This window comes from Larkinella bovis, assembly GCF_042655385.1.
Taxonomy (GTDB): Bacteria; Bacteroidota; Bacteroidia; order Cytophagales; family Spirosomataceae; genus Larkinella; species Larkinella bovis.
This window is the reverse complement of the sequence record NZ_JBHSMA010000002.1, coordinates 279,651-305,094: the sequence shown is the minus strand read 5'-3', so window position 1 is coordinate 305,094 and position 25,444 is coordinate 279,651. Positions and strand designations below refer to the sequence as shown.

The window sequence follows — 25,444 nt, the reverse complement described above, 5'->3', positions numbered from 1 at the left end:
GTATTCGGTTTTCAGTATTCGGTATACGGTTTTGAGTATACGGTATTCAGTTTATGGTAAGGGACGGTTTTCCGTTTTTGCGGGCCAACGTATCGATTAGGTACCAACGGAGCTACTGTAAATTGAAAACCGTATACCGTAAACCGTATCCTGTCACTCAAAGTATTGTTTAAAAGCCGTGATCGTCTGTTGAGCCGCCTGATCGGGGTCGGGCCACGGAAAGGCTTCGGCGGAGATATAGCCCGCGTAATCCATCTGTTGTAAAACCGCAGCGACCTCCTGCAGATCGGTATGGCCAAACCCGACCGGTCGCCGGTTGCTGTCGGCAAAATGCACGTGCCCGATGTACGGAGCCGCCAACCGAAGGCTCTCGGCCAGCGACACCTCTTCAATATTCATATGGAACAGGTCGGCCAGCAACTTAACATACTGATTATCCAGCGATTTCAGCAGATCAACACCGTCTTCCAGCCGGTTGATGAGGTTGGTTTCGTAGCGGTTTAGCGGTTCATAAATCAGGGTTACGCCCTGATCCCCCGCCTGTTTGCCCAGAATATTCAAGCCTTCGACCAGCCATTCCAACGCCTGTTCACGCTCTACACCCGGCACCGCATTGCCCTGCATGGAACCGATGATGGCCGGAGCGCCAAAACCCGCCCCGAACGCCATCATATCCGCAATGAACGCCACGGCCCGGGATCGTACCTGCGCGTCCGGATCGGTCAGGGTCAGCCCGTGAATCACTTTTCCAGCCCCCGTCCCCACCGCAGCAATTTTCACCCCGAACTGCTCGCACAAAGCCGCCAGCCGGTCGGGGGCCACCGCATCCGCCGAGGCTGTGAACAACTCAACCGCATCGAAGCCCAGGGCCGCGGCTTTGGCCATGCCCGCTTCCAGGTCGTGCCAGTAAATCCAGGGACCGGTTTTTAGTTCGGGCACTAAGGCAATGGTTACCGCTGACTTCATTGGGTGACGCTGTTATCAAAATCAACCATAATTTTCGTAATTGGTCCCGGATTTGCTGACCAGTCGGCCAGCGCGGCCCCGGCTTCATCGAGCGAAACCACCCGGCTGATCACCGCATCGACCGGAAATTTACCCGCTTCCAGGTAGCTGATCACATCCGGAAAATCGCCCAGACAATTCCGGGAACCCAGAATCTCAATTTCTTTCCGCACAAACGTACCGGTACTATAATCAACCGGTTTTTTAGCGTAACCGATGTACACCACCCGCCCGGTATAGGCCACCTCCTCCACGGCTGCGCGGTAGGTTGCCGGGTTGCCTACGGCCTCGATGATCACATCCGGGCCGTCGCCGTCGGTAATTTCCATCAGCGCTTCGTGCAGATCCACGTTGGTGGTATTGATGGTATGCGCGGCTCCGGCTAATTTCGCCGTACGCATTTTGGCGTCGTCAATATCCACCGCGATCACCTCTGCTCCTCGATGCACCGAAGCCGCCAGCGCGCCCATGCCCACGATGCCGCAGCCAATCACCGCCACTTTTTCACCCGCCGAAACCCGGCCCCGGGCAGCCGCGTGGAAGCCCACCGTCAGCGGTTCGACCAGTGCCAGCTCCCGGGTCGATAACGTAGACGATGCATGGAGCTTTTGCCAGGGAACCGTAATGAAGCGGGTCATTGCGCCCGGACGGCGGACCCCCATCGTTTTGTTATCCTGACAGGCATTCGGGCGGCCTTTCCGGCAAGACACGCAATGCCCGCAGTTGAGGTACGGATTGAGCGTAACCCGCACACCCGGTTTGAACGCGTCCGGAACCTCATTACCCACCTCCCGAATCGTCGCGCCCACTTCATGACCCAGCACGTTCGGGTACTCCTGCAATTCGAACAAGCCGCGAAAACCGTTCAGGTCGCCCCCGCAGAAACCAACCGTGTTGATTTCCAGCAAGGCTTCATCCGATTTCGGCGACGGTATATCAATTTCGCGAACCTCGGTTTTTCCGGGTTCGACCAGCACTAAGGCGCGTTGCTTCATCATCCTAAAAGCTTGTCTTGGGAATGTTGTTTTCCGGTTTTCCTTCAAACCACAGCTGGTTTTTCACCGGCGCCACCAGGGTTTCAATCCGTTGGAGCAGTTCGTCGGGAATCTGAAGCTCAAGCGCCCGAACGTTCTGTTCCAGCCGGTTTTGCTCGGAAATGCCAACGATGGTGGTGGCAATAATGGGGTGGTTCACAGCGTATTTCAGGGCCACATCACTCAAAGCCAAACCATACTCCCGACACAAGGCCAACAGCTTCGGTTGCGTATCCTTAACCGCCTGCGGAGAACTCTGCCAGACCGGAATCGGCGCATCCGACAGAATCCGCTGCATCAGCGGGGCGGCATTGAGCAGACCGAAACCCTTTTCGAGCGAGAGCGGCACCAGTTCGTCGTTGATTTCGTCGGCCAGCAGCGTGTAATGCCCCCACGACAGAACCGTATCGACCTCCACCTCACGGGCCACCTTCGCCAGATACCGAACCGGCAAACCCGAAAAACCGACGTAACGCGCTTTACCCGACGCCTTGATTTGCAAAGCCGCCGGAATGGCTTCGTTCACCACCTGATCGTGGTCACCAAACTCAATATCGTGCACGGTCAGCAGATCCACATAATCGGTTTGCAGACGCTCCAGCGACTCGTCGATGCTGCGCAGGATGCGGTCGTGCGAAAAATCGAACACACCGTTGCCATACCGCCCGCATTTCGTGGCCAGATAAACCGAACTGCGTTTGGTTTTCAGGGCTTTCCCTAACCGGGTTTCGGCCAGCGTATCACCGTAGAACGGGGCGACATCGAAAAAATTAATCCCATGATCGATAGCGGCATGAACGGCCCGCCGGCCTTCATTTTCATCCGTTTCGTCAAATACATTGCCCAGGGGCGACGCGCCAAAACTCAGCAGCGAGACCCTCAGGTCGGTTTTTCCTAATTTGCGATACTCCATTTCGTGGGGTCGAAAGCCGTCCTAACCTGGTAATTCATACGGCTTGTCTGTTGCGCTAGTAAGACCGGAGGACGGTTTTTCTACTTTTACCCTTCCCGGTTTTGCCGGCCCTCCCTTCTCAGACTGGCAATGAAGCCGACTTTTCGGCGGCACGCGTCTTAGCAACCTGTTACCGGTTTTGAAAACAAGGTCCGGCCCGGGCACAAACCGTGACCAAATGCTGTTTCCAAAGGAACGTATTCCTCGCAATTTAGCCATGCGTCCACCCGCCACCCCTCCCTCCACTGACCTGGATTTGACCTTCCGGTTATCGTTCCGGCCTTTTGTGCAGTACCTGACCGAACAACGGCAGTTCTGCCCGGCGACCGACCAATTGAGTGCGCTGTATTCCTACCTGATCGAACAATTCAGCGTCGATGCCGAAACAGAACTCGTCCCGGACCCCGACCGCCTGTCGACGCTGTTTCAGCTGGCCACCGTTGCCGTTTTACCGCTGACTCACATTAACCGGGGTCTTTCGTACGCCTTCGGTCTACCATTTCCCTGGACAGTTTTTCACTATTCGGAGCGCTTCGGTCAGTTGCTGAACCAGTACCCGACCCTGACGGCCAACCTGGCAGCCCAGATCAGCCCGCAGGAGCAACAGCGGTTCCTGTACCGGCTCATTCTGGAAAAACACTACGGTCAGCCAAGCCAGCCCGAAACGCCTAGCTTCCACTTTCAGGAACCGCTCCGGGAATTAACCAAATACTACGCCGTATCCGTTGACACCACGTTTCTGGCAGCCCGACCCAATCGCTCACTGCCACCCCTGAATCCCGCCTGGATCGCCTTTGCTCACGGAGAAGGCCCCGCCCCGGACCCCAACCACGCTCTCCCGATCCAGGAGTTTGCCTTTGAGGGGTTTGCGTTTTTCATGCTGGAAGACGTGACCGAGGCCGAAACTCTGCTCCAGCTACGCGAGATTTTTGCCCATCTGCATTCCGAAGCTGAGCCGGTTTTGTACCGGCGTTTCGAAACCGCCCTCCGGAACCTCTGCGGTCAGCCCGATCTGGAAATCAGCATCGTCCCGTTTCAGCAAGTGAATGGCAATTTTGTTCACCAATCGGAAACCAGCGCCCGTAGCGTTATTCTGCGGCATTCGGAAAAAGTGATCGACGGGTACAAGGATCCGGTGGCGCAGCAACTGCTGCGGGAATTGATTCAGGAACCGGTCCCGCGCCTGTTTCCCAACCTGGAGGGCTTGCCCGAAACCGAACGGGAGCGTCTCCGGCAGTACGGATTCCGCAGCTTTTTGTGGTATCCGATTGTGGCCGATACCGAAGGATTGGGTATTCTGGAAATGGCCAGTCCGCAACCCGACGCGTTTGCGGAAGGCGTGTTGCCAAAAATCGAACAGGTTATTCCGCTCGTTCAGGAATTGCTCCGGTATCAGCTCCACCAGTTCAACCAGCAGCTGGCGCAACTCATCAAAGACAAATTCACGTCGTTGCAGCCCGCCGTGGAATGGAAATTCCGGGAAGCAGCCTGGGAATATCTGCGGCTGGGCCGGAACGAGCCGTTGAACAGTCCGGCCACGCAGGTTCGGTTTCCGCAGGTTTTTCCGCTCTACGGCGCCGTTGATATCCGGAATTCTTCGCAGGAACGGTACAAGGCCGTTCGTCAGGATTTCTCCGACCAGTTCACCGCCCTCCAAACGCTGCTGCGCGAACTAGATTTTCCGGAGGAATCGGCCCGATTGAGGCAACTTTCAGCCCGGGCATCCTTCTGGCAAGAGACGCTGACGGCCGATCCGAATCCGGAAGACGAACTCGGTATGGCGGAGTTTCTGACGCAGGAAATCAATCCGTATTTGCAGCAAATCCAACGCCGGTTTTCAGAACCCATTGCACCCCTGACTGCCTATTTTCGGCAAACCACCGCAGCCGATGGCCAGTTTCATGCGGCTTTGCAACGCTACGAACGGAGCGTCGAGTGGCTGAACACGGTCGTCAACAGCTTTATTGAGGAAGCCGAAAAACAGCTGCAAGCACTGTATCCGCATTATTTTGAACGGTACCGCACCGACGGCATGGAATACACCATTTACGTGGGACCCTCCATTGCCCCCCAAAAACCGTTCGAACCGGGTTACCTCCGGCAATTTTACCAGTGGCAGCTGAATACGATGGTGGAAATGGCCCACTTGACGCACCTGATCCGGCCGAACCTGCCCGTTCGGCTGCAAACCACGCAGCTCCTGCTGGCACACACGCACCCGGTCGACATCAGTTTCCGCCAGGACGAACACCGGTTTGACGTGGAAGGCTCGTACAGTATCCGTTACGAAGTCCTGAAAAAACGGATCGACAAAGCGCTCGTGGCCGGAACGCAGGAGCGGCTCACCCAGCCCGACACCCTTGTGCTTGTCTACACCAACGCCCGCGAAATAGCGGATTATCTCCCCTTTATCGCCCAGTTCCAGCAACAGAAGAAAGTGCGGCCTTCGCTCGAATACCTCAATCTTGAGCCGCTACAAGGCGTTGCGCACCTGAAAGCCCTGCGGCTGCACCTGAATTATCCGGCGGATTAAGCGTTACGATCAAGCCCAAAAGTCCTAAATTTGTGGTTTGACGACGCGAATACAACCCTATGAAACGATTGCTTTATGCTTTTTTACTCATCCTGATGAGCCTGCCGGTTTTTGCCCATCTCGGCAGCATCACCGGGACGGTCACCGACCACGCTACCAACCAGCCCCTGCGCGGAGTCCACGTTCAACTGACGGGCGTTGGCAAGGGGACGGTAACCAATGAGCTGGGGCAATACCGCTTCGTTGGTTTAGTGGCGGCCCCGTACAAGATTGAAATTGCCCACCTGGGCTACCAGTCTACCGTGGTAACGGTGACCGTGCCAGACGATCAGAATGTGGTAGTCAAGACGGTTTTGAACCGGTCGGCCATTGAATTGAGCGAAGTCGTTGTTTCCGCACAGCAAGCGCGTGACCAGCAGCTAATCAGCCGCCTGGACATTAAAATGCGTCCCATCACCAACTCGCAGGAAATTCTGCGGATGGTGCCCGGTTTGTTCATCGGCCAGCACGCGGGGGGCGGGAAGGCGGAACAAATTTTTCTGCGCGGTTTCGACATCGACCACGGTACCGACATCCGGCTGACGGTGGACGGTATGCCGGTCAATATGGTGTCGCACGCCCACGGGCAGGGATACGCCGACCTGCACTTTGTGATTCCCGAACTTATCGAAGCAGTGGATTTCAAAAAAGGGCCGTACACGACCGACAAAGGAAATTTCACGACCGCGGGCTGGGCCGATTTCCGAACCCGCACCGCTTTGGACCGCAGTTTTGTCAAGCTGGAAGGCGGGCAGTACGGCACGTTCCGGGCCGTTGCGGGCCTGGATTTGTTAGGCCAACGGGGCCGGGCTAAAAACCAGTCGGCGTACCTGGCTTCCGAGTATTCGTATTCGGACTCGTACTTCGATCATCCCCAACACTTCAAACGACTGAACGTCCTCGGCAAATACCACGGTCACCTGTCGCCCACTACCCATCTGACCCTGACCGGTTCGACATTCTGGAGCCAATGGAACCATTCCGGCCAGATTCCCGACCGGGCCGTTGAATCCGGTCTGGTCGGCTTTTTCGGGTCCATTGACCCCACCGAAGGCGGAAAAACCGGACGCACCAACGCCAACGCCGAACTCGTAACGGTCACGCCCCGCAATTATACCCTTAAAAACCAGCTTTTTTACAGCCACTACGATTTTGAGCTCTACTCCAATTTTACTTTTTTCCTGAACGACCCGATCAACGGCGACCAGATTCGGCAAAAAGAACGGCGGAACCTGTGGGGGTATAACGGCAGCATTTCGCGCACTGACAATGCCGGGAAGATTCAGTTCACCACCACCGCCGGTTTTCAGTACCGACAGGATATGACGCGCGAGTCGGAACTGTCGCATACCCGAAACCGGATAGAAACGCTGGAACGGCGGCAGTTTGGTAACATCAACGAGCTGAACGCGGGTGCCTATGTGGACGAACTGATTCAGTTTTCCGACCGTTTTTCGCTCAATGCCGGGCTGCGGTTTGATTACTTTCGCAATCAGTACGAAGACCGGCTCCAACCCGCAACCGGTATGCAACAAGCCGATGCCGCCATCGTTTCGCCGAAGCTGAATTTGTATTATACCGCGAATCCCCGGTTTCAGTTGTACCTGAATACCGGAAAGAGTTTTCACTCCAACGACACGCGGGTGGTGGTTCCCCAGAACGGGCGCGAGATTCTGCCCCCGGCCTATGGCTCGGACCTGGGCGCGATTTTCAAACCATTCCCGAAACTACTCATCAACGCGGCTGCTTGGTATCTGTGGTTGCAGCAGGAGTTTGTGTACGTCGGCGACGAAGGCGTGGTGGAGCCGGGCGGAAAAACGCGTCGGTATGGCCTCGATCTGTCGGTTCGTTACCAGTTGACCCGCCATCTGTACGCCGATCTGGATCTGAACACGGCCAAACCACGGGCGATCGGTGCCGAAATGGGGCAAGCTTATTTACCCCTGGCCCCCACATTTACATCCGTGGGCGGTCTGACGCTGCAACCGGCCGGTCGCTGGAGTGGTTCGCTACGGTACCGCTACCTGGGTAATCGGCCCGCCAACGAAGACAATTCGATTGTGGCCCGATCCTATTTTGTGACCGATTTGCAGGTGAATTATACACGGGCGCGTTACCAGGTTGGTTTATCGGTCCAGAACCTGCTCAACACGCGCTGGAAAGAGACGCAGTTTGCCACCGAAAGCCGGCTGCAAAACGAAACCGCTCCCGTTGACGAAATTCATTTTACGCCCGGTACCCCCTTCTTTGCCCGACTGGGCTGGACCTTTTTCTGGTAAACCGGTCGGCCGAAAAAACCCGCAATCCGGTTCTTCACCTTCTCTTGCTCTGGTCCGGTTTTTGCTCAAACGAAAGCATACCCGCATGGGTTGAACAGAATTAACCGACAGCCCGGCCGATCGAGCCGGGTTTTGTTTTTTTGCCTGATGCTTTCGGCGACGTAATAATTGGCTTTATTACAGTCGTATAGCGGTTTTTAGGCTTGATTGGTACAGAATTTGCACCTGCTCATGAAGAATATCGTGTATCTCCACCATTCTTGTGCAAGCAATTTTTTACTATTTTTCGGACCTTTTGCGCAACAGTCCGCGAGATGTTCTTAATCACCTGTATCTATGACCAACTTGTTCAGTAAAACCCGAGAGTCTGTTATTGCCGGTCAATTGAAAAACCCGCCTACTCTGTTTACGATTAACCCAACCACGCGCTTCGAACGGCGGTGCAACGTCCTTTACGAATCGTACAGCCGCTTTATTGACGATGGCGAAAAACTCCTGGCAGCCGATATTCTGAGCATCCTGAAAGATGTTCTGGACGATGAAATCAGAGCGTTAACTTCCTCAGCCGCCGTCGTGAAGCAATAACTCTACGCTCCCTCTTTTTCCTGCCCGCATCGTTTTTCCTTTCCGCCGGGACGCCTTCCTACGTGAAGCAAAATCACTCGATTTGCTTTGCCGGGTTTATATTGCCCGGGCCTGTCTGGTTAATCCGGTCATTTTTTCGCTGCCGGTTGGTACCGATTCATCTCCAGTCCCCGTCCGTTGACGGCGGTCACCAGTAAGGTATCCACACCGGCTCCGGTCAGCCAGATCGATCGGCGTGCGTCGCCGGTAATGCGCAAACCGCTTTCCCGGGGCAGCAGCGGCCGAAACGCTCCGTGCCCGTCGCCCAGCAGCACCAGCCCCAACGACGCATCCTGCCGCCCCATATTGACTTCGTTCGGGTAAAAATTACCGCTCAAAACCGCATCCAGGTTTCCATCGTGGTTAACGTCCTGCACCACAATGCCACTAACCGGCGCTTGCTGCGCCAACAAGGGCAACGGACTCAGCCGAAATTCGCCATTGCCGAGGTTCTCGAGGTAGGCACTTTGCAGATACGTAACCTCGGCCTGGTAAGCACCGTCCAGGTCCTCTTTGCTCAATAAATTGGCAAACTCAACCTTCGCGTAATCCGCGTAACGCTGGTATTTCCGCCGAAACTGAATCACCTGCTGGTTCAGCGCGTCGCGCGGCATGGCCGGATAACTAACGCCCTTGATGAAATACCCCATCAACGGATCGAAGGTCCCGTCGTTGTTGAAATCTTTGGCCACAATACGGACAGGTTCCGTTTCCGACGCCCGGTAGAGCGTGTTCAAGCCTTCGTTCCCGGCGATGTAATCCAGGTCACCGTCGTTGTCGAAATCGCCCTGCGCCAGGCTGTTCCACCAGCCGCTTGATTGAGCAATCGGGCGATTGAGCGATTGAGTGAAGGTTTTTCCGGCCTTATTTTGCAGCATAGTGATCGGCATCCATTCCCCGGCCAGGAGCAGGTCAGGCCAGCCGTCGCGGTTGGAATCGGTCCAGAGGGCGGAACAAACCAAACCGGCTTTTAGCAGGAACGGACAAAGCTGGGCCGTGACGTCCGTAAACCGGCAAGCGCCGTTTGTTCCATCGTTGCGCAGCAGGTAACTCCGGGCCGGTAGCGGGTAGTGGCCGGGAATCTGCCGCCCGCCCACAAAAAGGTCCAGGTCGCCGTCGCGGTCGAAATCGGCCGCCACCACGCAGGAGCCGCTGCCCGACACATTCGGCAGGGCACTGGCCGGAGCCGGACTAAAATCGCCCTTTCCGTCGTTCAGGTAGAAGCGATGCCGGTAAAATTCCGTATCGGAAGCCGGTTTTTCGGCTCCGCCCGCTACGACGTACAAATCCAGATCGTTATCACCGTCGGCGTCGAACAGCAAGGCCGCCATATCGTTGTATTTCGGGTGAAGCGGGAATGGCTTTTTCCGAAAACCGCCGGTGGGGGTGCGCAGCAGAAAACCGGCCTCACTCCCCCGGTAGGTCCCGCCTACGAAACAATCCTCCAGCCCATCGCCATTGATATCGCCCGAAGCCAGCGCAAAACCGCTGCGCGACAACATTTTATGCAGAGCCGCCGTCTGCTTGAAATCCACAAAATCGGAGGTTCGGTGCTGATAATCCAATGGAATGCTTCGGGTTACATTCGCAAACAGCGGCTTTTCCGTCCGGTCAACCGGTTCCGGTTTTGCCTCGCGGGCCTGATCAAACCGGAGCGTCAGGCGCTGGCTGGGTTTGACGCGGTAGTGTTTCTGCGTTTTGCCGCCGGGCCATTCCACCCGCAGCGAATCAATTTCGGGGGCGTTGCCCAGCCCAAAATGAAGCAACGGTTCGACGGACGACTGAAAACCGCGCACGGGCGACAGTTCGGCGTACTGCATCTGCCCACCGGCCCAAACCGTCACCCTGGCGCCAATCCCCTGGCGGTTGCCCGGTTGTCCGTCCAGCCGGATCGACACATACGAAGACGGATGATGTTCCTGCCCCCGGTTTTGGTACACCAGCGCTTCCGAATCGACGGTATTGACCACCAGATCCAGATCGCCATCGCCGTCCAGATCGGCATAGGCTGCGCCGTTGGAGTACGACAAATCGGCCAATCCCCAAGCTTTCGACACATCCGTAAACGTCAGGTCACCCGCATTGCGGTAAGCGTAATTCGGTACCTGAACCTCGGGCACTTTCCGGAGCAGTTCTTCCCGCTTGTCCTTCTGAAATTCCGTCGTCCCGAAACCGGAGAACTCTTCCGTGAACGAGATAAAATCCCGGTCGGTCACATCCCGGCGGTACCCGTTGGTGATGTACAAATCCTTCCGCCCGTCGTTGTCGTAATCGGCCATGAGCGCGGCCCAGCTCCAGTCGGTTTTAGCCACCCCCGCCAGCAGGCCAATTTCGGAGAAAACCGGCACCGGGGTAGTCCCGGCAGCGTTTATCGGAGCAACCCCTCCAGGCTCAGTTCCCAGCCCAAGCTGTAATGAATTCCGCATGTACTGCATCTGGTAGCGATAGGGTTCGGCGATGCTCAGTTCCTTGCGGTCATAATCCTGCCCGGCCAGCATTTTTTTCTGGCGGGCGTTCTCCTCCGGCAGCATATCGAGCTGGAAGATGTCGGGCCAGCCGTCGTTGTTGAAATCGGCCACATCGAGCCCCATGCCGTAGAGGCTGGTATGCGCCGTGGCCTGCCGGATCACGTTGGTGAACGTCGGATTGGCCGGGTTGGTAGCGCCATTATTGAGGTAGAGAATATCGCTGCTGATGAAGTCGTTGGAGCAATACACATCGGGATAGCCGTCTCGGTTGATGTCGCTGATCGCCAGCCCCAGCCCCAGCCCCTCGTAGACAATACCGGCCGGTTTGGAAACATCCCGAAAAACCGGGTGGCCCCGGGGACCGATCCCGTCGTTACGGAAAAGTTTACCGGTACTGGGATACGAGCCGTCGTTGATCGGCACCCGCAGGTAATTCGGATTTTGCAGATCCGGGCCGGTATTGAGCAGGTAGGCGTCCAGGTCCCCGTCGAGGTCGTAATCAAAAAAGGCGGTTTGGGTGGTGAAAGAGGCATCGGCCAGGCCGTAGTCGGCGGCCATTTCCCGGAAAACCGGTTTTCCATTTTTGAGGCCCTGATTGATAAACAACAGGTTTTCGGAATGGGGCAAGGCCGGGTGTTTGGCCACGCTCACGTAAATATCCAGCCAGCCATCGCTGTTGACATCGGCCATCGAAATGCCGGTACACCAGCGATTGGTGATCAAACCGGCGGCTTCCGTTACGTCCTCAAATTTCCATTGATTCGTCGTCGAATCGATGCGGTTGAGATACAGCCGGCAACTGACCTGATTGCCGCCGAAAAAAACATCCGGTTTGCCGTCGTTGTCAACATCCCCGATCCCGACGCCCCCACCGTTGTAGAAATTGGTAAACGTAAAGGCATTGAACGAATCGGTGGGCGTGAGCGTGTTGGCGAAGGTAATGCCGGTTTTGCCGGACGGAACCGATTGAAATAGGGTGTTGCCGTCCTGCTCCCGGCAGGCTATCAGCCCGACCGTCAGCAATAGCGAAAGCCGGTAGAAAAGAGAAAGTAACCGCATGGCTGTTAGCGAAATAACCACATCGCAATACTAATAAAGCGAGGAGCAAGCGGTGTTTACCGTTGCCCCTCGCCTGTTTCCTATTTCATCATAGTTGAAGCCGGGTATTAATAGCCCGGATTCTGGTCAGTCTGTTCAATTTTCGGATTGTTGTCCACTTCCTGCTGCGGGATGGGCAGCAGTTCGTGTTTATTTTTCTGGAAATATGTAAACGGTTCGGTCTTCAGTTTACCGGCTTTCCGCCAGCGCAGCAGGTCCCGGTTCCGGACCTGTTCCCCACTTAGTTCGACGCGCCGTTCGTGCACAATGGCGGCAAACACCTGGTCTTTGGTGCTCACCGGATAAGCCGCGGTTGGATAAGGTGGCATGTTGACGCTCTTGCGGGCGCGCACCATGTTGAGGTATTTTACGGCTTCGGCGGTATTGCCCAGTTCATTTTCCACTTCGGCCATCGCCAGCAGGGTTTCGGCGTAGCGCATGATCCGCTGGTTGATGCCCCCCGTCAGGAACGACTGGTCGGTTTTATACATGAGCGAAAATTTCCGCCAGCTTACTTTGATCGTCTGCCCGTCGACCACCGACGAGTTGCCGTTCTGGGCCGCATCCGTCAGCACGTTTTTGTCGAGGTTGTATTTATCACCCGTGACATAGAAGGATTTGGCAAACCGGGGGTCGCGGCCCGTAGCGGTTTTCTCGAACTCATTCAGCAGGCTGTTCGACGGGATCAGGTTCCGCCAGCCAATGGCCGAATATTCCTGCGTCCGAACGGTTTCGGTCCCAGACGTCGCGCCGTTGCCGTCGGCATCCCAGTTGTAGTTACCGCCCGCCGGGAAGAAGTTAATTTCAAAAATCGATTCTTTGTTAAACTCGGTTTCTTCCAGAAAGTTGTCTGTGTATTCATCCACGAGGCTGTACACGCCCGATGAAATCACTTTTTGCAGCTCGGTTTTGGCATTGGCGTAATCGGCCTGTTGCAGGTACACCCGCGCCAGCAGCATCTGGGCGGCTCCTTTCGTGGCCCGGCCCAGGTTGTCGGCATTGTAGGTAGTCGGGAGAGCCTCCTGCGCGGCTTTGAGGTCGGCAATGATAAAATCGTACACCTCTTTTTCGGGCGAACGTGGCAGGGCCCCTTCCACGGATGTGACGTAATTCTTATACAAGGGAATATTGCCCCACATCGTAACCAGATCGAAATACGCCCAGGCCCGCAAAAACCGGGTTTCAGCCAGCATCCGGGCCTTGTCGGCCGCCGGGATGTCTGCCACTTTTTCGGACAGGTCAATGGTGGCATTGGCCCGGTGAATCATTCGATAGAAGCCCTGCCAGACCGAGCCCGCAACGCTGTTGTCCGTGGTGTAACTTCCGATCAGGAGCTGGTTCCGGGGCGTTTCCAGCTGCCCCCCGCCCGCAGACACGTCATCGCTGCGCAGATCGTGCAGGAAAAACCATTCCCGCGACGTCAGCGAATTGGCTTTCCCCAGCGCGTAGACGGCATTGACGGCGCTGGAAAGCTCGGCCCCGTTCTTATAAAACGTATCAACCGTCACCCCATTGGGGTTCAGTTTGTCCAGATCGCTTTCCTGACAACCGATCAACAGGCCCAGGAAAAGGACACCGGATAGAATAATTTTATTTTTCATTGAAATCGTTCGTTAATGGGTTCGCTATTTCATCAAAGGGGTTCGGATCAGAAACCAATGTTCAAGCCGATCAGCAAGGTACGCGGTTGCGGATACTGGCCGTAGTCGATCCCGTTGGTGAGCAGTTTACTGGCGTCGCCCGCGCTACCGTTCACCCCGATTTCCGGATCGAGTCCGGTATATTTCGTAAACGTCAGCAGGTTTTGCGAGGAAACGTAAATCCGGGCTTTCGTCAAGGTATTAACCGTCAGTCGGCTTAGTACACTGGCCGGAATCGTATACCCGATGCTCAGGTTTTTGACCCGCATGTACGAACCGCTTTCGATAAACCGGTCCGACGTCCGGCTGTTGTTGTTCGGGTCGCCACTGATGGCGCGCGGCACGTCCGTTCCCGTATTTGTCGGCGTCCAGGCATTCAGCACGTCTTTTCCGGCATTGAACAACCGCAGCATCCCCTGCTCGATTACCTTCGTTCCATTGTACAGCTTATTTCCGTAAACCCCTTGTAAATAAACCGTTAGATCAAATCCTTTGTAGTTAGCGCCAAAGTTGACCCCGTAGCTAAATTTCGGGATGTAACTACCCAGATAAACCCGGTCACTGGCGTTAACAATGCCATCGCCGTTGACGTCCTTAAACTTGATATCGCCCGCCGACGTGTTTTTCGACGGATCATGATCTTCGCGGTTTACGGGCCGGGATTGCGGTGTTGGGGAGTTGTAGACCTCATCCACCGACTGGTAAATGCCCTCTACCAGATAGCCATAGAACGATTGAATCGGCTGTCCGGCTTCGGTTTTGGTGATATCGGCCCCGCCAAAATCCGCATTGTTACCCGAGTAAATGGTCGCGCTCGGCGTCGCCAGACTCAGCACTTTGTTGCGGGTAATGTCCAGATTCCCCGACACGTTCCAGCGGAAATCGCCTTCGTTCTGGTTGTAACCCACCTGAAACTCGTACCCCCAGTTTTTCATGCTGCCAATGTTGGCCAGGGGCGACGACGAATAGCCGATGGAGTTCGGAATCGGGACGCTCAGCAGCAGCCCGTCGGTTTTGCGGTTATAGACTTCGCCGGTAAACGTCACTTTATTGCCAAACAGCCCCAGATCCACCCCGACATTGGTCATTTTGGTGGTTTCCCATTTCAGGTTGGTGTTGCCCAGCGCATCGAAATACGAACCCAGCACTTTGTTGGCCCCGAAGACGTAATTGGTGTTATCGGCCGAAATCAGCGACTGCCAGGCGTAGCTGCCAATGCCGTTGAAACCGGTTTCGCCGTAGCTCGCCCGCACTTTCAGTTCCGAAATGGCCGGAACCGACTTCAGGAAGGCTTCTTCACTGACCCGCCAGCCCAGCGAAGCCGATGGGAAGGTTCCCCATTTGTTACCCGGCGCAAACCGCGACGAACCATCCCGCCGGACGGATCCGCTGACGAGGTATTTCCCCGCAAATTCGTAATTCACCCGGCCGATGTACGAAATCAGGCTGCTTTCGTCGAGGCTGCTCGTGACCCCGGGGTTCGAAATACCCTGCAAGACGCTGATGTCGTTGTTCGGCCGAAAGCCGTTTCCGTTCAGGCTCGAGCTGCGGAAACTCTGTTTCTCGGCCACCACCGTGGCATTGATGTAATGCTTGCCAAAGGTATTGTCGAACGTCAGCTGGTTGGTCAGGATGGGCGAGTAATAGGACGCCCGGTTGTCCTGGATGTTATTTTGTACCCGGCTTTTGTACCCGTCATTGTAAATCGGAAAAATGTTTTTGCCCAAATTGGTCACCACATCGGCTCCGAAGCTAAACCGGTATTTGAGGAAGCTCGTGAATTTGATTTCGGTAAACAGCGTTCCGAGCAGTTTAATCCGCTGGTTGTAGCTTTGATCCTGAAGGGCAATCCGCACCGGGTTGTCGGGGTCCGAACCGTCGGCGGCCGTCGGCGAACTATAGCCGCCCACTTTGGTCGGGTCCGAAACCGGCCAGTAGGGCAGGTTCCGGATCGCCTGCATCACCGCCGTCCGTCCCCCGCCAAAGCCCTGCTCCCCGCGCATTTTGTCGTACGAAATCATCAAGGTCTGCCCGAACGAGAGGAACTTGTTGATCTGGTGATCGGAATTCAGCCGGACATTGCCGCGTTTGTAATTCGTTCCGATCAAAATGCCTTCCTGGTCGAAATAACCCGCCGAAGCGAAAAACCGGGAGATGCTGTTGCCGCCCGAAACCGACAACTGGTGTTGCTGAATCGGGGCGGGCCGGAGCATGACATCCTGCCAGTTGGTTTCGGTCTGGGCGAAGGTCTGCGATGCCCCGTCGTAAATCGGCGTGTTGAGATTGCCCAACCGGGCGGGCATCGCAATTTTGGCGTTCCCGAGTAAGGCGGTGGCGTACTGAATGTATTCCTGCGTATTGAGCAGATCCAGTTTTTTCCAGGGACTTTGCGTTCCGAAATATGTATCGAAATTGACGTGCAGTTTGCCGTCTTTCGAGCCTTTTTTGGTTGAAATAATCACGACCCCGTTCGACGCCCGCGAACCGTAAATGGCGGCCGCGCTGGCATCTTTCAGCACTTCCAGCGACTCGATGTCTTTCGGATCGAGGTTGTTCAGGTCGCCCGACGGCACCCCGTCAATGACGTACAGCGGACCCGATGCGTAGTTGATGGACCCTACGCCCCGAATCCGGACGATCGGCGCCTGCCCGGGGCTTCCGTTATTCACCACGCGAACCCCCGGCACCCGGCCCTGCATGGCCGACTCGGCACTGATCACCGGCAGGGCCGTCAGATCTTTCGGCGCTACGGACGAAACCGCCCCGGTGACCGACGCCCGCTTTTGCGTACCGTATCCCACGACCACCACTTCTTCCAGTGCCCGTTCGTCCTGCACGAGCGTTACGTTCAGCAGTGCCCGGCTGTTCAGCGGTATTTCCTGCGTCATGTAACCGACAAAACTGAAAACCAGCGTGGCATTGCTCGGCGCATTGAGCGCGTACTCTCCCTGACCGTTCGTGGTGGTTCCGCGCGTGGTGCCTTTGATCACGACACTGACGCCCGGCATGCCCGTGCCTTCCGAATCAGTCACCTTGCCGCTCACATCCTCGACCAGCCGATCTCCCGATAGGACGGAATAGCCGATTCGCTCCAGTTTGATGAGGTTCAGATCGGCCGAGGTAAGGGGTTCGTTGCCCGATGGTGCATCAAACCCTTTCTTTTCGATCTGGTTGACTTTTCGAAAAAACCGGGTTCCTTTTTCCTTGCTGGCAACAATGACGTAAAAGTTGGCCTGAATTTTTTCAAATGTCAATCCTTTGTCCGACAGCAGGTTCGTCAACGCTTCCTCGACCGTACGTTCCCGGTGCCCATTCAAAACCACTTTGGTATCGACCAAGTCCGTGCGGTAAATGAACGACACCCGGTATTGTTTTTCCAGTTCCGATAAAGCCGTGCGGAGCGTTACCATCGGTGCCGCCACATCCTTTTCCTGTTGCCACACCCGATGTCCATTCGCTGCAATCATCTGGGCGCGGGTCGGCAGCGTTCCAACCAAAACCACGCCCCACAGCAACAATACTATCTTTTTCATGCCTATAGAGTTTATTCAATGACAATATGATTAGCTTTTCGGGTAATTTTCAGGTCAAACAGGCCGGAAAGGCCCTTTAGAACGGTGTCGGCATTTTTGCTCGGGATGGTTCCCGTCACCTGCTGCTGTTGCAACTCCCGGTCCCGGATTTCGACTTCCAGACCGTACGTCTCGTTCAGCATCTGCGCAATTTCGCCGAGCGTCGTTCCTTCAAAAATCAGCTTGTCGGTACGCCAGGACGAACGCGCCTGCGCGTTCACCATCTTTTTGTAGAATGACTGCGTTTGGCTGTCGGCAAAAAACATTTCGCCCGGTTTCATCTCCAGGTGATTTTTCGGATCACCCGAAACCCGCATCTGAATCCGGCCTTCGTTCAGCACCACCATAGTCTTGGTTTTCCGGGTGTATACGTTGAAGCGCGTACCCAGCACCTCGACGCCCATCTGGCCCGGCAGGTGCACCTGAAACCGCTGATGATCCGGCGTGTGAACAACTTCAAAGAAGGCTTCGCCTTCCACCCACACTTCGCGGGGCATATCGTTTGTCCACTGACCGGCGTACCGGATGGTCGTATTACCGTTCAGGGTCACCACCGACTGATCGGGCAGCACCACCCGCCGGGTCTGGCCGTATTCGGTTTTTACGGAGATCGGTTCGGGCGGGAACAGCGGTTGGTAGAGGGTCACCCACCCAACGCCCAGCAGCAGGGCGACGACAGCAGCCGCGGCCAGCCAGTGCCAGGTTGTCCGGATCCGGCGAACGGGTACACTGACGGGTTCAGCAGGTACGGTTTTTCGATGGGCTCGGATGCGGTTGAAAAGTTGCTGGGCCTTCTGCCGGTCGGTGGCGTCAAGGGCGATTTCGATCGGTTCCGTCAGGTCGGCCTCCAGCAAATGCTGCAACTGACGTTGTCCGTCAACGGTGGCCAGGTACAGCAAAACCGCCTGGGCTTCTTCAGGAGTGCACTCGTTGCGTATATACTTTTGTAGAAGAGATGTATCCATCAACGTACTCAGGAATAGTTCTACTTTTCCTTAATAGATACACATTACAACCCGGGAAGTATTATTGGTCCGCGAAAAAATATCAGAAGAACAGAAAATAAAGCAAAATGGGCAGGATGCCCTCCAGATCGGCGTGGCGGTTCAGGTAATCTTTCAGGAACTTCGTAGCCTGCGAAAACTGCACTTTGACGGTATTGACCGATACGGATAACTGTCCGGCAACCTCCTCGTTGTTCAGGCCGTTGAAAACGCGTAGCCGAAACACCTTCTCGCGCTGGGGGGATAATTCCTTCATGCCCCGTTCCAGAATCGCACCGTATTCCTGCAACTGGAACGCAGCGCTCGTCGTATCTTCTCCCAGGCGCTCTTCCACGTCGGCCGAAATGTATTCCCAGATGGTCTGGTGATGGTCGCGAATCACGTTCAGGACGTGGTTTTTCATCGAAACCGACAGGAAGTTCTTGATGGCGTAGGCTTCGTCCAGGGTTTCGCGGTGATCCCACAATTTAAGAAAGACGTCCTGAACGGCGTCCTCGGCCAGATCCGGATGCTTCAGAAACTTGAGACCGATGGCGTACAGGTGTTTGTAATACCGGTAAAAAATTTCCTCAAAAGCTTTCTCCTCACCCATTTTCAGTCGATGGGCGACCTCCTTTTCAGCATGTTGGCCTAACCGAATGGGTACTTTTCGGATCCGCATGAAATGCCCGTTGAACGTTTCAGTTCCCTGATTGGAGAACGTAGTAACAATTAGCTAATGTATGCATTAAAATCGTACGATTCCAATAAAAAGTTTTCCTAAAGCCGAATAAAGGCCCGAGATAATGTCAATTCATTTCCAGGGAATTCCCGTTCGGTCCAACGGGGCGGTTTTTGCGGTCCCGAATCGGCATATTCCCGGGAATGACGTCAGTAGTTCTGTTTATTTCAGGACCTTTAGTACTAAATTGGGCCTTCAACCGCCCAGGCTCCTCAACCATCATGAAATCCGTAGTTGTCTTTCTCGCCTTATTCATCATTTGCTCGGGCAGCATCCTGTTACATTCCCGGTTCACCCACTTGGAAAAACCGCCTGTGGCTGCCCCCAGATTGCTGCTCAAACAGGACCTTAAAACCGGCTCGATTTCAGTCTTCCGCGTGGGGGGAAAAACGCCTATTCTGGTGCAAAATGCGAAACCGGATTTCCGGCCCTACCTCCACCCCATCGTGGCCCCCGACGGCAAAGGAATTTTGACGGAATACAGCCCCGGCCACCACAAGCACCAGACCGGTTTGTACTGGGGGTTTACGCGCGTCAACGGCCGGGATTACTTCCACCACCCGGAGGGCGACTACTGGCGCCGGGTGTCGGCCAAGGTGGTGCAAACTACCGGAACGGAAGTGAAATGGCAAACCGTTTACGACCTCCTGGATGAAAAAGGAACGGCGGTGTTGACCGAAACCCAAAACTGGTCGATGCGCGAAAAAGACGGCAAATTCCTGCTGGATCTGGAATGGAAAGGCAAAGCCAATACCGAGGTAACGATCGGGAAATACGATTATGGCGGTTTGTTTCTGCGGATGCCCTGGCGCGAAGGCATCAAAGGCGAAGTGATCAATGCCGCCCGGCAACGCAACGAAAAAGCCGAAGGCCAACGGTCGATGTGGGTCGATGTGGGCATACAGGTTGAAGGCCGGAACGATCTGGCGCATATTGCCATTTTCGACCATCCCGAAAACAAGGGCTACCCGCAAACCTGGCGCGTCGACAACCAAATGGGCATTGGTCCGGCCCGGGCGCGCAACGGCGACTGGAAAATTGAAAAAGGCGATACCGAAATCATCCGTCACCAACTGGTGGTCTATACGGGCGAGCTGAACGACGTGAAACTAACCCAGACCTGGAGCGAATTCAGCGGGCAGAATTCAACCGCATCGCTCTGGAACATCGCCCAGAAAGAAGGGCTGGAAGCCAAATTCCTGACGCCCGACGAAGCCGTCAAAAGCATGACGATCAAAGACGGTTATCAGGTTAACGTCTGGGCGTCGGAACCGATGATTACGCAGCCGATGGCGTTTTGCTGGGACGACCGGGGGCGGCTCTGGGTAGCCGAAAACCGGGATTATGAATCGCGGGGGTACGGTTTTTCGAAAGCCGGTAACAGCCGGATTCTGATTCTGGAAGACACCAACCACGACGGCGTGGCCGACAGCCAGAAGGTCTTTCTGGACAGCATTCCGTTTCCGGCGGCCATGGCGGTCGGTTTCGACGGCCTGTATCTGGGCGCTCCCCCGAATTTGCTGTTCGTTCCGGATCGCAACGGCGACGATCGGGCGGATGTCAAAGACATTGAAGTCCGGCTGACGGGCTGGGGCATCCGCGACCGCCACGAAACCCTGAACAGCCTGCACTGGGGTCCCGACGGCTGGCTCTACGGCTTACAGGGGTTTGCCACCCCCTCAAAAGTGCGCAAACCGAACGGCAAAGGGAAATTGTATAAACATAACGACCCGTTTCCCGACGACATTTTGCAGGGTGAAGGCACGGACATCAACGGGGGCGTCTGGCGGTATCATCCAATCAAAGACCGGTTCGAAGTAGTGGCGCACGGTTTCAGCAATCCCTGGGGCATCGACTACAACGCGAAGGGACAGCTGGTGATGACGGCCTGCGTCATTCCGCACCTCTGGCACGTCATTCCGGGCGGTATTTACCACCGGCAGGGCGGGCAGCACTTTAATCCGTACATCTACAACGACATCAAAACCATTGCCGACCACAGCCACCGTTCAGCCCACGGCGGAGCGCGGGTCTACCAGTCCGATGCCTTTCCAACCTCGGAACAGGGGCGGATTTTCATGGCCAATATCCACGAACACGCGGTTTTATCGGATGTGCTGGAACCGAAGGGTTCGGGGTATGCCGGGCACCACGGCGATGACTTTTTGCAGGCTAACAACGCCCAGTGGGTCGGTTTCAGCATGGAAATCGGGCCGGATGGCGGGCTGTACGTGCTGGACTGGCACGATGCCGACATTTGCGGCAAGGAAGTGCTGAACGGCGAAACCGGCCGGATTTTCCGGGTAATGCCCAAAACGTCACGCGCCGAAAATTTCGCGGGCCGGTATTCGGACCTTACCAAAATGACCGACCAGCAACTGGTGAATCTGCAAACGTCCAGAAGCGACTGGCACGCCCGGCGCGCCCGGCTTATTCTGCAAAACCGGGCGACGAAAGGGAAACTCGACGGCCAGACCCACGCGCAACTCCGCCAGTTGTTTGAACACCAGCCCAATGCCGACTACCGGTTGCGGGCGATGTGGGCGTTGCACACCACCGGCGGTTTTGACCCCTCTGCCCTGGTGAAAGCCCTGGACGATCCGGACGCGCATGTGCGGGCCTGGGCCGTTCAGCTGCTGTGCGAAGACCGGTCGGCACCGGCCAGCGCGCTGGAGAAGTTTGTTCGGATGGCCCGCGAAGACCCATCCCCGGTGGTACGGCTGTATCTGGCCTCGGCGCTCCAGCGGGTCGATGCCGAAACCGCCTGGAAACTGGCGGGCGGGCTGATGCTTCACGGCGAGGACAAGGACGACCATAATCTCCCGAAAATGATCTGGTTTGGGTTCGAACCGCTCGTTAAACAGAATCCGGCCCGCGCGCTCGACCTGGCCGCCCGCTGCGAAATCCCGATGGTGGCCCGGTTTATCGCCCGTCGAACCGTCGATGCCGACCAGACGGCGACGCTGATAACGGCACTCGGCAAATCGCCCAAAACCCAGATCAGTCTGCTGGAAGGCATGCGCGACGGACTGGAAGGCCGCTCGGATCTGGCAACACCGGCCAACTGGAATACGGTTTATGCCAAACTGAAAACCAATCCCAAAACCGCCCAGCTTGCCCAACAGGTTGCCCAGCAATTCGGCGATACAGAAACCGCCCGGCAGTCGCTGGCCACGTTGAAAAACCGGAAAGCGCCCCTCGATCAGCGGTTGAAAGCCCTCAAATCGGTGGCGGCCCGGCAACGCCCGGAATTACTGCCCGAATTTCCCAACCTGCTGACCGAACCGAACCTACGGACCGAAACCATCCGGGCCATTGCCGGGTATGACCGGGAGTCGCTGGGCGAATTGCTGCTGGCCCGTTACCCGGATTTCAGTGCCGCCGATAAATTGCAGGTGGTGCAGACCATGTCGTCGCGGCCCCGCTACGGCTGGCAACTGACGCAGGCGCTGAAGAATAACCGCCTTCCGAAACGGGATGTCCCGACGTATTCGGCCCGGCAGTTGTTGCGGGTCGTCGGCAGCGGTTTTGTGGAAGTCTGGGGGCCGATCGAACAAAATGGCATTGACGAAAAAGCGTACGCCCGCTACCAGAAACTGCTTTCCGACCGGGCGCTCGTGGCGGCCAATACCGCGAAAGGACGGCTGGTTTTCCAGCGCACCTGTGGCCCCTGCCATAAAATGTACGGTGAAGGCGGTAACATTGGCCCGGACATTACGGGCTCGAACCGCGCCAACCTGGATTATTTGCTGAGCAATATCCTGAATCCCAGCGGAGAAATTCAGGATGATTACAAAATGGTGGTGATCACGACCCGCGACGGACGGACGTATTCGGGCAATGTTGCCGGCGAAAACGAACGACAACTCACCTTGCGCGTGGTGGGTCAGGATCCCGTAGTGCTCAATAAATCGGAGATTCAATCGCGGGAAGTAACGCCGAACTCCATGATGCCGACCGGTTTACTCGATGCCTTGACGGAAAGCGAAATCATTGACCTGGTGGCCTTTCTGCGGACCAGTGAGCCGGTGAAACAGGCGAAAAAATAAAAACCGGTACGGTTTTATCGCTGGGATGAAACCGTACCGGTTTTGCCATTCCATAACCGCCCGCGGGTGATGACGGTTCCGTCGGGATAGACTGTCTTCAGTCGCTCGATGGGTTGTTTTCTGATGGATTCATCACCGTCCAGACCGCAAACCACGGTTTGGGCGTTGTTCCAGTGGTCGCTCAGGTTAGCCGCCGGATCGGCTGCAAATGGGCAATCAACCCATTGCCCTTCCATGGCGGTTTTAATCAGCAGGTCGGTAGCAACGGCCGCTGAATGGTAAAGGTAAATTTATCGGGTTCGAAGCCGACTCCATTTGGATGATTACCTTTATGACCTTAGAAGCCAATCCGAAAAATCAGCCGATGAATACCCGTCTCATAGCCTGCGTTTTTGCCCTTTTCGTGGTCGTCAACAGCATGGCCCAATCCGTTCGGACGCCCGGAAAAACCGCCACCTACCGCAATCCGGTCATTGCCGGGGATTTTGCCGATCCGTCAGTCATCCGCGTGGGCGATACCTATTATGCCGTCGGAACCTCCTCGGAATGGGGACCGGCCTACCCCATGTATACCTCGAAAGACCTCGTCAACTGGTCGTACATCGGACCGGTTTTCAAGAACTTACCCGACTGGACCATGGGCAGTTACTGGGCACCGGAACTATATTACCGCAACGGGACCTATTTCGTGTATTACACCGCCCGCCGGAAAGCCGACAAACGGTCGTACATCGGCGTGGCCTCGACCCGCGACCTCCGGCAGGGCTTCACCGACCACGGTTTACTGATCGAGTGGACCACCGAAGCCATCGATGCCTTTGTCATCGAAGACGGTGGCAAACTGTACATTACCTGGAAAGCCTACGGACTGGACAAAGGCAAAGACATCGAAATTCTGGGGGCCGAACTCGCAGCCGACGGCCTGAAAGTTACCGGCAAAGCCTTTACGCTGCTGACCGCCGAACGCAATACCTGGGAAGGGGGCGGTGCGGAAGGGCAGGCGATTTTCAAGCGCGGCCGGTATTTTTACATGATCTATTCGGGCAATGCCTGTTGCGGAGCGAACTGTAATTACCAGGTGGGGCTGGCCCGGGCGGAAAAATTGCAGGGGCCGTGGGAAAAATTCGCCGGCAACCCGGTGCTGGTGGGCGACAATGCCTGGAAATGTCCCGGTCACGGCACGGTGGTGACGACGCCCGACAACCGGTATTTTTACCTGCACCACGCCTACAACGGAACGGATTTTACTTTCACCGGTCGGCAGGGCGTGTTGAGCGAACTGGTTTGGGACCCGAAAACTCAATGGCCCGCGTTTCGGTACGGAACCGCCACGCCCGCCCAGGCCGAATCCCCGCTGCGGAACGATCAGCAACCGGGTACCGATCTGGCACTGGATTTCTCAAAAAACGCCCCTGAAACGACCTGGGTGTGGGATGTAAGCCAGCCCAAACCAACTTTTGCCGTTCACAACAACGCCTTGCACCTCACCCCTGCCGCAGCAACCGCAGCGGGTAGTTTCCTGGGGTTTGTAATCAAAAAAGGCACGTATACGCTCTCCGCCGAAATCGAACCCCAACCAGCTATTTTGCAGAGCGTTACAATTTACGGCGATGCCGCCAACGCCCTGGGAATGGGGGTTCGCAAGGGGTCGCTGGAACTTTGGCAGGTGAAAGACGGCAACCGGACCGTTTTAAAAACCGCCCCCCTTCCCGATAACGTCGGGGCTGTCACCCTACAGGTCCGCAGCCGGTTCGGGCAGTTCTTCCATTTCGGCTGGGCCACCCCGGGCACCCGGTTTCAGGCCCTGACCGAAACCCCAATCGACGGCTCGTTTCTGCCCCGCTGGGACCGAGCCCCGCGCGTCGGCCTGAGCGTCACGGGCGAAACCGGTCAGGCGGGTGCCGTTCGCGCTATCAACCTGATGTACGACTAGCGGGTTGCCCGGTTTTCCTTCTTTTTCAGACCGAGCGATTGCCACGGGTAGAGCATTATTGCCCAACCCAACCACCCGCCAACGACCTATGGGCCGATTCCTGCCAGTTGCCAATAAATCTCTACCCGTTACAAGATGTGATTTCAGGATTCGCCCCCAGAATGTCAAGTTTGTACCGGCAACACCAACAAAGCCGCCGGGGAAGCCGAAAACCGACGCAGAGTAGGCACACAAAATCACACCATTTTTTTACACCATGAAAAAGCAAATTGCCAAATTGTCGCTAAAAACTGATCAAATCATTTCGTTGTCCAAAGCACAGGCTGCGAACGTCGTGGGGGGCCGTCCGAAACAAACCAATGGCGGCTGCACCACGAAAGGCTATTGCCCGACGGAGCTCTAATCCGACCGGACCGGGTTGGCCCAATCCCCTAACCCGATGATGTCGAAGCAGCATTTTCACCAAATGCTGCTTTGTCTTTTCTATTCTCTT

The 25,444-nt window shown here is 56.0% G+C and carries 15 protein-coding genes; 6 read left to right on the top strand and 9 right to left on the bottom strand.

Annotated elements, in window-relative coordinates:
• Positions 1 to 153: 153 nt before the first annotated feature.
• Genes ACFPMF_RS08565 through ACFPMF_RS08555 form a run of 3 tightly spaced genes read right to left on the bottom strand, consistent with a single transcriptional unit; the run spans position 154 to position 2,952 of the window.
• Complete coding sequence (locus ACFPMF_RS08565) at positions 154 to 966, bottom strand: TIM barrel protein (protein ID WP_379843170.1); 813 nt, start codon at positions 964 to 966, stop codon at positions 154 to 156.
• Positions 963 to 2,003: a zinc-binding alcohol dehydrogenase family protein gene (locus ACFPMF_RS08560; RefSeq protein ID WP_379843167.1), complete on the bottom strand. Its 1,041-nt coding sequence runs from the start codon at positions 2,001 to 2,003 to the stop codon at positions 963 to 965. The genes ACFPMF_RS08565 and ACFPMF_RS08560 overlap by 4 nt, the downstream gene beginning before the upstream one ends.
• 1 nt (position 2,004) lies before the next feature.
• The gene (locus tag ACFPMF_RS08555) at positions 2,005 to 2,952 is read right to left on the bottom strand and encodes an aldo/keto reductase (RefSeq protein ID WP_379843165.1); all 948 of its coding nucleotides are present in this window, start codon (positions 2,950 to 2,952) and stop codon (positions 2,005 to 2,007) included.
• A 256-nt stretch (positions 2,953 to 3,208) separates the two neighbouring features.
• On the opposite strand from ACFPMF_RS08555, the gene ACFPMF_RS08550 reads away from it, so the two are divergent.
• From ACFPMF_RS08550 to ACFPMF_RS08540, 3 genes are all read left to right on the top strand, one after another.
• Positions 3,209 to 5,524, top strand: a complete 2,316-nt coding sequence (locus ACFPMF_RS08550; protein ID WP_379843162.1) for a GAF domain-containing protein — start codon at positions 3,209 to 3,211, stop codon at positions 5,522 to 5,524.
• Between the two features lie 59 nt (positions 5,525 to 5,583).
• Positions 5,584 to 7,842, top strand: a complete 2,259-nt coding sequence (locus ACFPMF_RS08545; RefSeq protein ID WP_379843159.1) for a TonB-dependent receptor — start codon at positions 5,584 to 5,586, stop codon at positions 7,840 to 7,842.
• Positions 7,843 to 8,178: 336 nt separating this feature from the next.
• Positions 8,179 to 8,427, top strand: coding sequence for a hypothetical protein (locus ACFPMF_RS08540; RefSeq protein WP_379843157.1), 249 nt, complete (start codon positions 8,179 to 8,181; stop codon positions 8,425 to 8,427).
• 128 nt (positions 8,428 to 8,555) lie between these two features.
• Here ACFPMF_RS08540 and ACFPMF_RS08535 read toward each other — a convergent pair whose 3' ends face one another.
• From ACFPMF_RS08535 to ACFPMF_RS08515, 5 genes are all read right to left on the bottom strand, one after another.
• A complete protein-coding gene (locus ACFPMF_RS08535) occupies positions 8,556 to 11,993 on the bottom strand; it encodes a VCBS repeat-containing protein (protein WP_379843154.1) in 3,438 nt (1,145 codons plus the stop codon).
• A gap of 107 nt (positions 11,994 to 12,100) precedes the next feature.
• Positions 12,101 to 13,633, bottom strand: a complete 1,533-nt coding sequence (locus ACFPMF_RS08530; protein WP_379843151.1) for a RagB/SusD family nutrient uptake outer membrane protein — start codon at positions 13,631 to 13,633, stop codon at positions 12,101 to 12,103.
• 47 nt (positions 13,634 to 13,680) lie between these two features.
• A complete protein-coding gene (locus ACFPMF_RS08525; protein WP_379843149.1) occupies positions 13,681 to 17,205 on the bottom strand; it encodes a SusC/RagA family TonB-linked outer membrane protein in 3,525 nt (1,174 codons plus the stop codon).
• A gap of 11 nt (positions 17,206 to 17,216) precedes the next feature.
• On the bottom strand, positions 17,217 to 18,209 hold the full coding sequence (locus ACFPMF_RS08520) for a FecR family protein (RefSeq protein WP_379843147.1): 993 nt from the start codon (positions 18,207 to 18,209) through the stop codon (positions 17,217 to 17,219).
• A gap of 82 nt (positions 18,210 to 18,291) precedes the next feature.
• Entirely contained in the window at positions 18,292 to 18,909 is a 618-nt protein-coding gene (locus tag ACFPMF_RS08515; RefSeq protein ID WP_379843144.1) for an RNA polymerase sigma-70 factor, read from the bottom strand.
• A gap of 281 nt (positions 18,910 to 19,190) precedes the next feature.
• Between ACFPMF_RS08515 and ACFPMF_RS08510 the strand changes: the two genes are divergently transcribed.
• A complete protein-coding gene (locus ACFPMF_RS08510) occupies positions 19,191 to 23,018 on the top strand; it encodes a PVC-type heme-binding CxxCH protein (RefSeq protein WP_379843141.1) in 3,828 nt (1,275 codons plus the stop codon).
• Between the two features lie 14 nt (positions 23,019 to 23,032).
• Here the strand turns inward: ACFPMF_RS08510 and ACFPMF_RS08505 are convergent, their stop codons facing one another.
• On the bottom strand, positions 23,033 to 23,254 hold the full coding sequence (locus ACFPMF_RS08505; RefSeq protein WP_379843139.1) for a hypothetical protein: 222 nt from the start codon (positions 23,252 to 23,254) through the stop codon (positions 23,033 to 23,035).
• Between the two features lie 128 nt (positions 23,255 to 23,382).
• Here ACFPMF_RS08505 and ACFPMF_RS08500 point away from each other — a divergent pair, with 128 nt between their 5' ends.
• Positions 23,383 to 24,951: a glycoside hydrolase family 43 protein gene (locus ACFPMF_RS08500; RefSeq protein ID WP_379843137.1), complete on the top strand. Its 1,569-nt coding sequence runs from the start codon at positions 23,383 to 23,385 to the stop codon at positions 24,949 to 24,951.
• Between the two features lie 256 nt (positions 24,952 to 25,207).
• A complete protein-coding gene (locus tag ACFPMF_RS08495; protein ID WP_379843134.1) occupies positions 25,208 to 25,354 on the top strand; it encodes a class I lanthipeptide in 147 nt (48 codons plus the stop codon).
• The last annotated feature ends 90 nt before the right edge of the window (positions 25,355 to 25,444 follow it).

Bases quoted from the DNA above. Each gene is read 5' to 3' on its own strand.
- ACFPMF_RS08565 (WP_379843170.1), bottom strand. From the start codon at position 966: ATGAAGTCAGCGGTAACCATTGCCTTAGTGCCCGAACTAAAAACCGGT.
- ACFPMF_RS08560 (WP_379843167.1), bottom strand. From the start codon at position 2,003: ATGATGAAGCAACGCGCCTTAGTGCTGGTCGAACCCGGAAAAACCGAG.
- ACFPMF_RS08555 (WP_379843165.1), bottom strand. From the start codon at position 2,952: ATGGAGTATCGCAAATTAGGAAAAACCGACCTGAGGGTCTCGCTGCTG.
- ACFPMF_RS08550 (WP_379843162.1), top strand. From the start codon at position 3,209: ATGCGTCCACCCGCCACCCCTCCCTCCACTGACCTGGATTTGACCTTC.
- ACFPMF_RS08545 (WP_379843159.1), top strand. From the start codon at position 5,584: ATGAAACGATTGCTTTATGCTTTTTTACTCATCCTGATGAGCCTGCCG.
- ACFPMF_RS08540 (WP_379843157.1), top strand. From the start codon at position 8,179: ATGACCAACTTGTTCAGTAAAACCCGAGAGTCTGTTATTGCCGGTCAA.
- ACFPMF_RS08535 (WP_379843154.1), bottom strand. From the start codon at position 11,993: ATGCGGTTACTTTCTCTTTTCTACCGGCTTTCGCTATTGCTGACGGTC.
- ACFPMF_RS08530 (WP_379843151.1), bottom strand. From the start codon at position 13,633: ATGAAAAATAAAATTATTCTATCCGGTGTCCTTTTCCTGGGCCTGTTG.
- ACFPMF_RS08525 (WP_379843149.1), bottom strand. From the start codon at position 17,205: ATGAAAAAGATAGTATTGTTGCTGTGGGGCGTGGTTTTGGTTGGAACG.
- ACFPMF_RS08520 (WP_379843147.1), bottom strand. From the start codon at position 18,209: ATGGATACATCTCTTCTACAAAAGTATATACGCAACGAGTGCACTCCT.
- ACFPMF_RS08515 (WP_379843144.1), bottom strand. From the start codon at position 18,909: ATGCGGATCCGAAAAGTACCCATTCGGTTAGGCCAACATGCTGAAAAG.
- ACFPMF_RS08510 (WP_379843141.1), top strand. From the start codon at position 19,191: ATGAAATCCGTAGTTGTCTTTCTCGCCTTATTCATCATTTGCTCGGGC.
- ACFPMF_RS08505 (WP_379843139.1), bottom strand. From the start codon at position 23,254: ATGGAAGGGCAATGGGTTGATTGCCCATTTGCAGCCGATCCGGCGGCT.
- ACFPMF_RS08500 (WP_379843137.1), top strand. From the start codon at position 23,383: ATGAATACCCGTCTCATAGCCTGCGTTTTTGCCCTTTTCGTGGTCGTC.
- ACFPMF_RS08495 (WP_379843134.1), top strand. From the start codon at position 25,208: ATGAAAAAGCAAATTGCCAAATTGTCGCTAAAAACTGATCAAATCATT.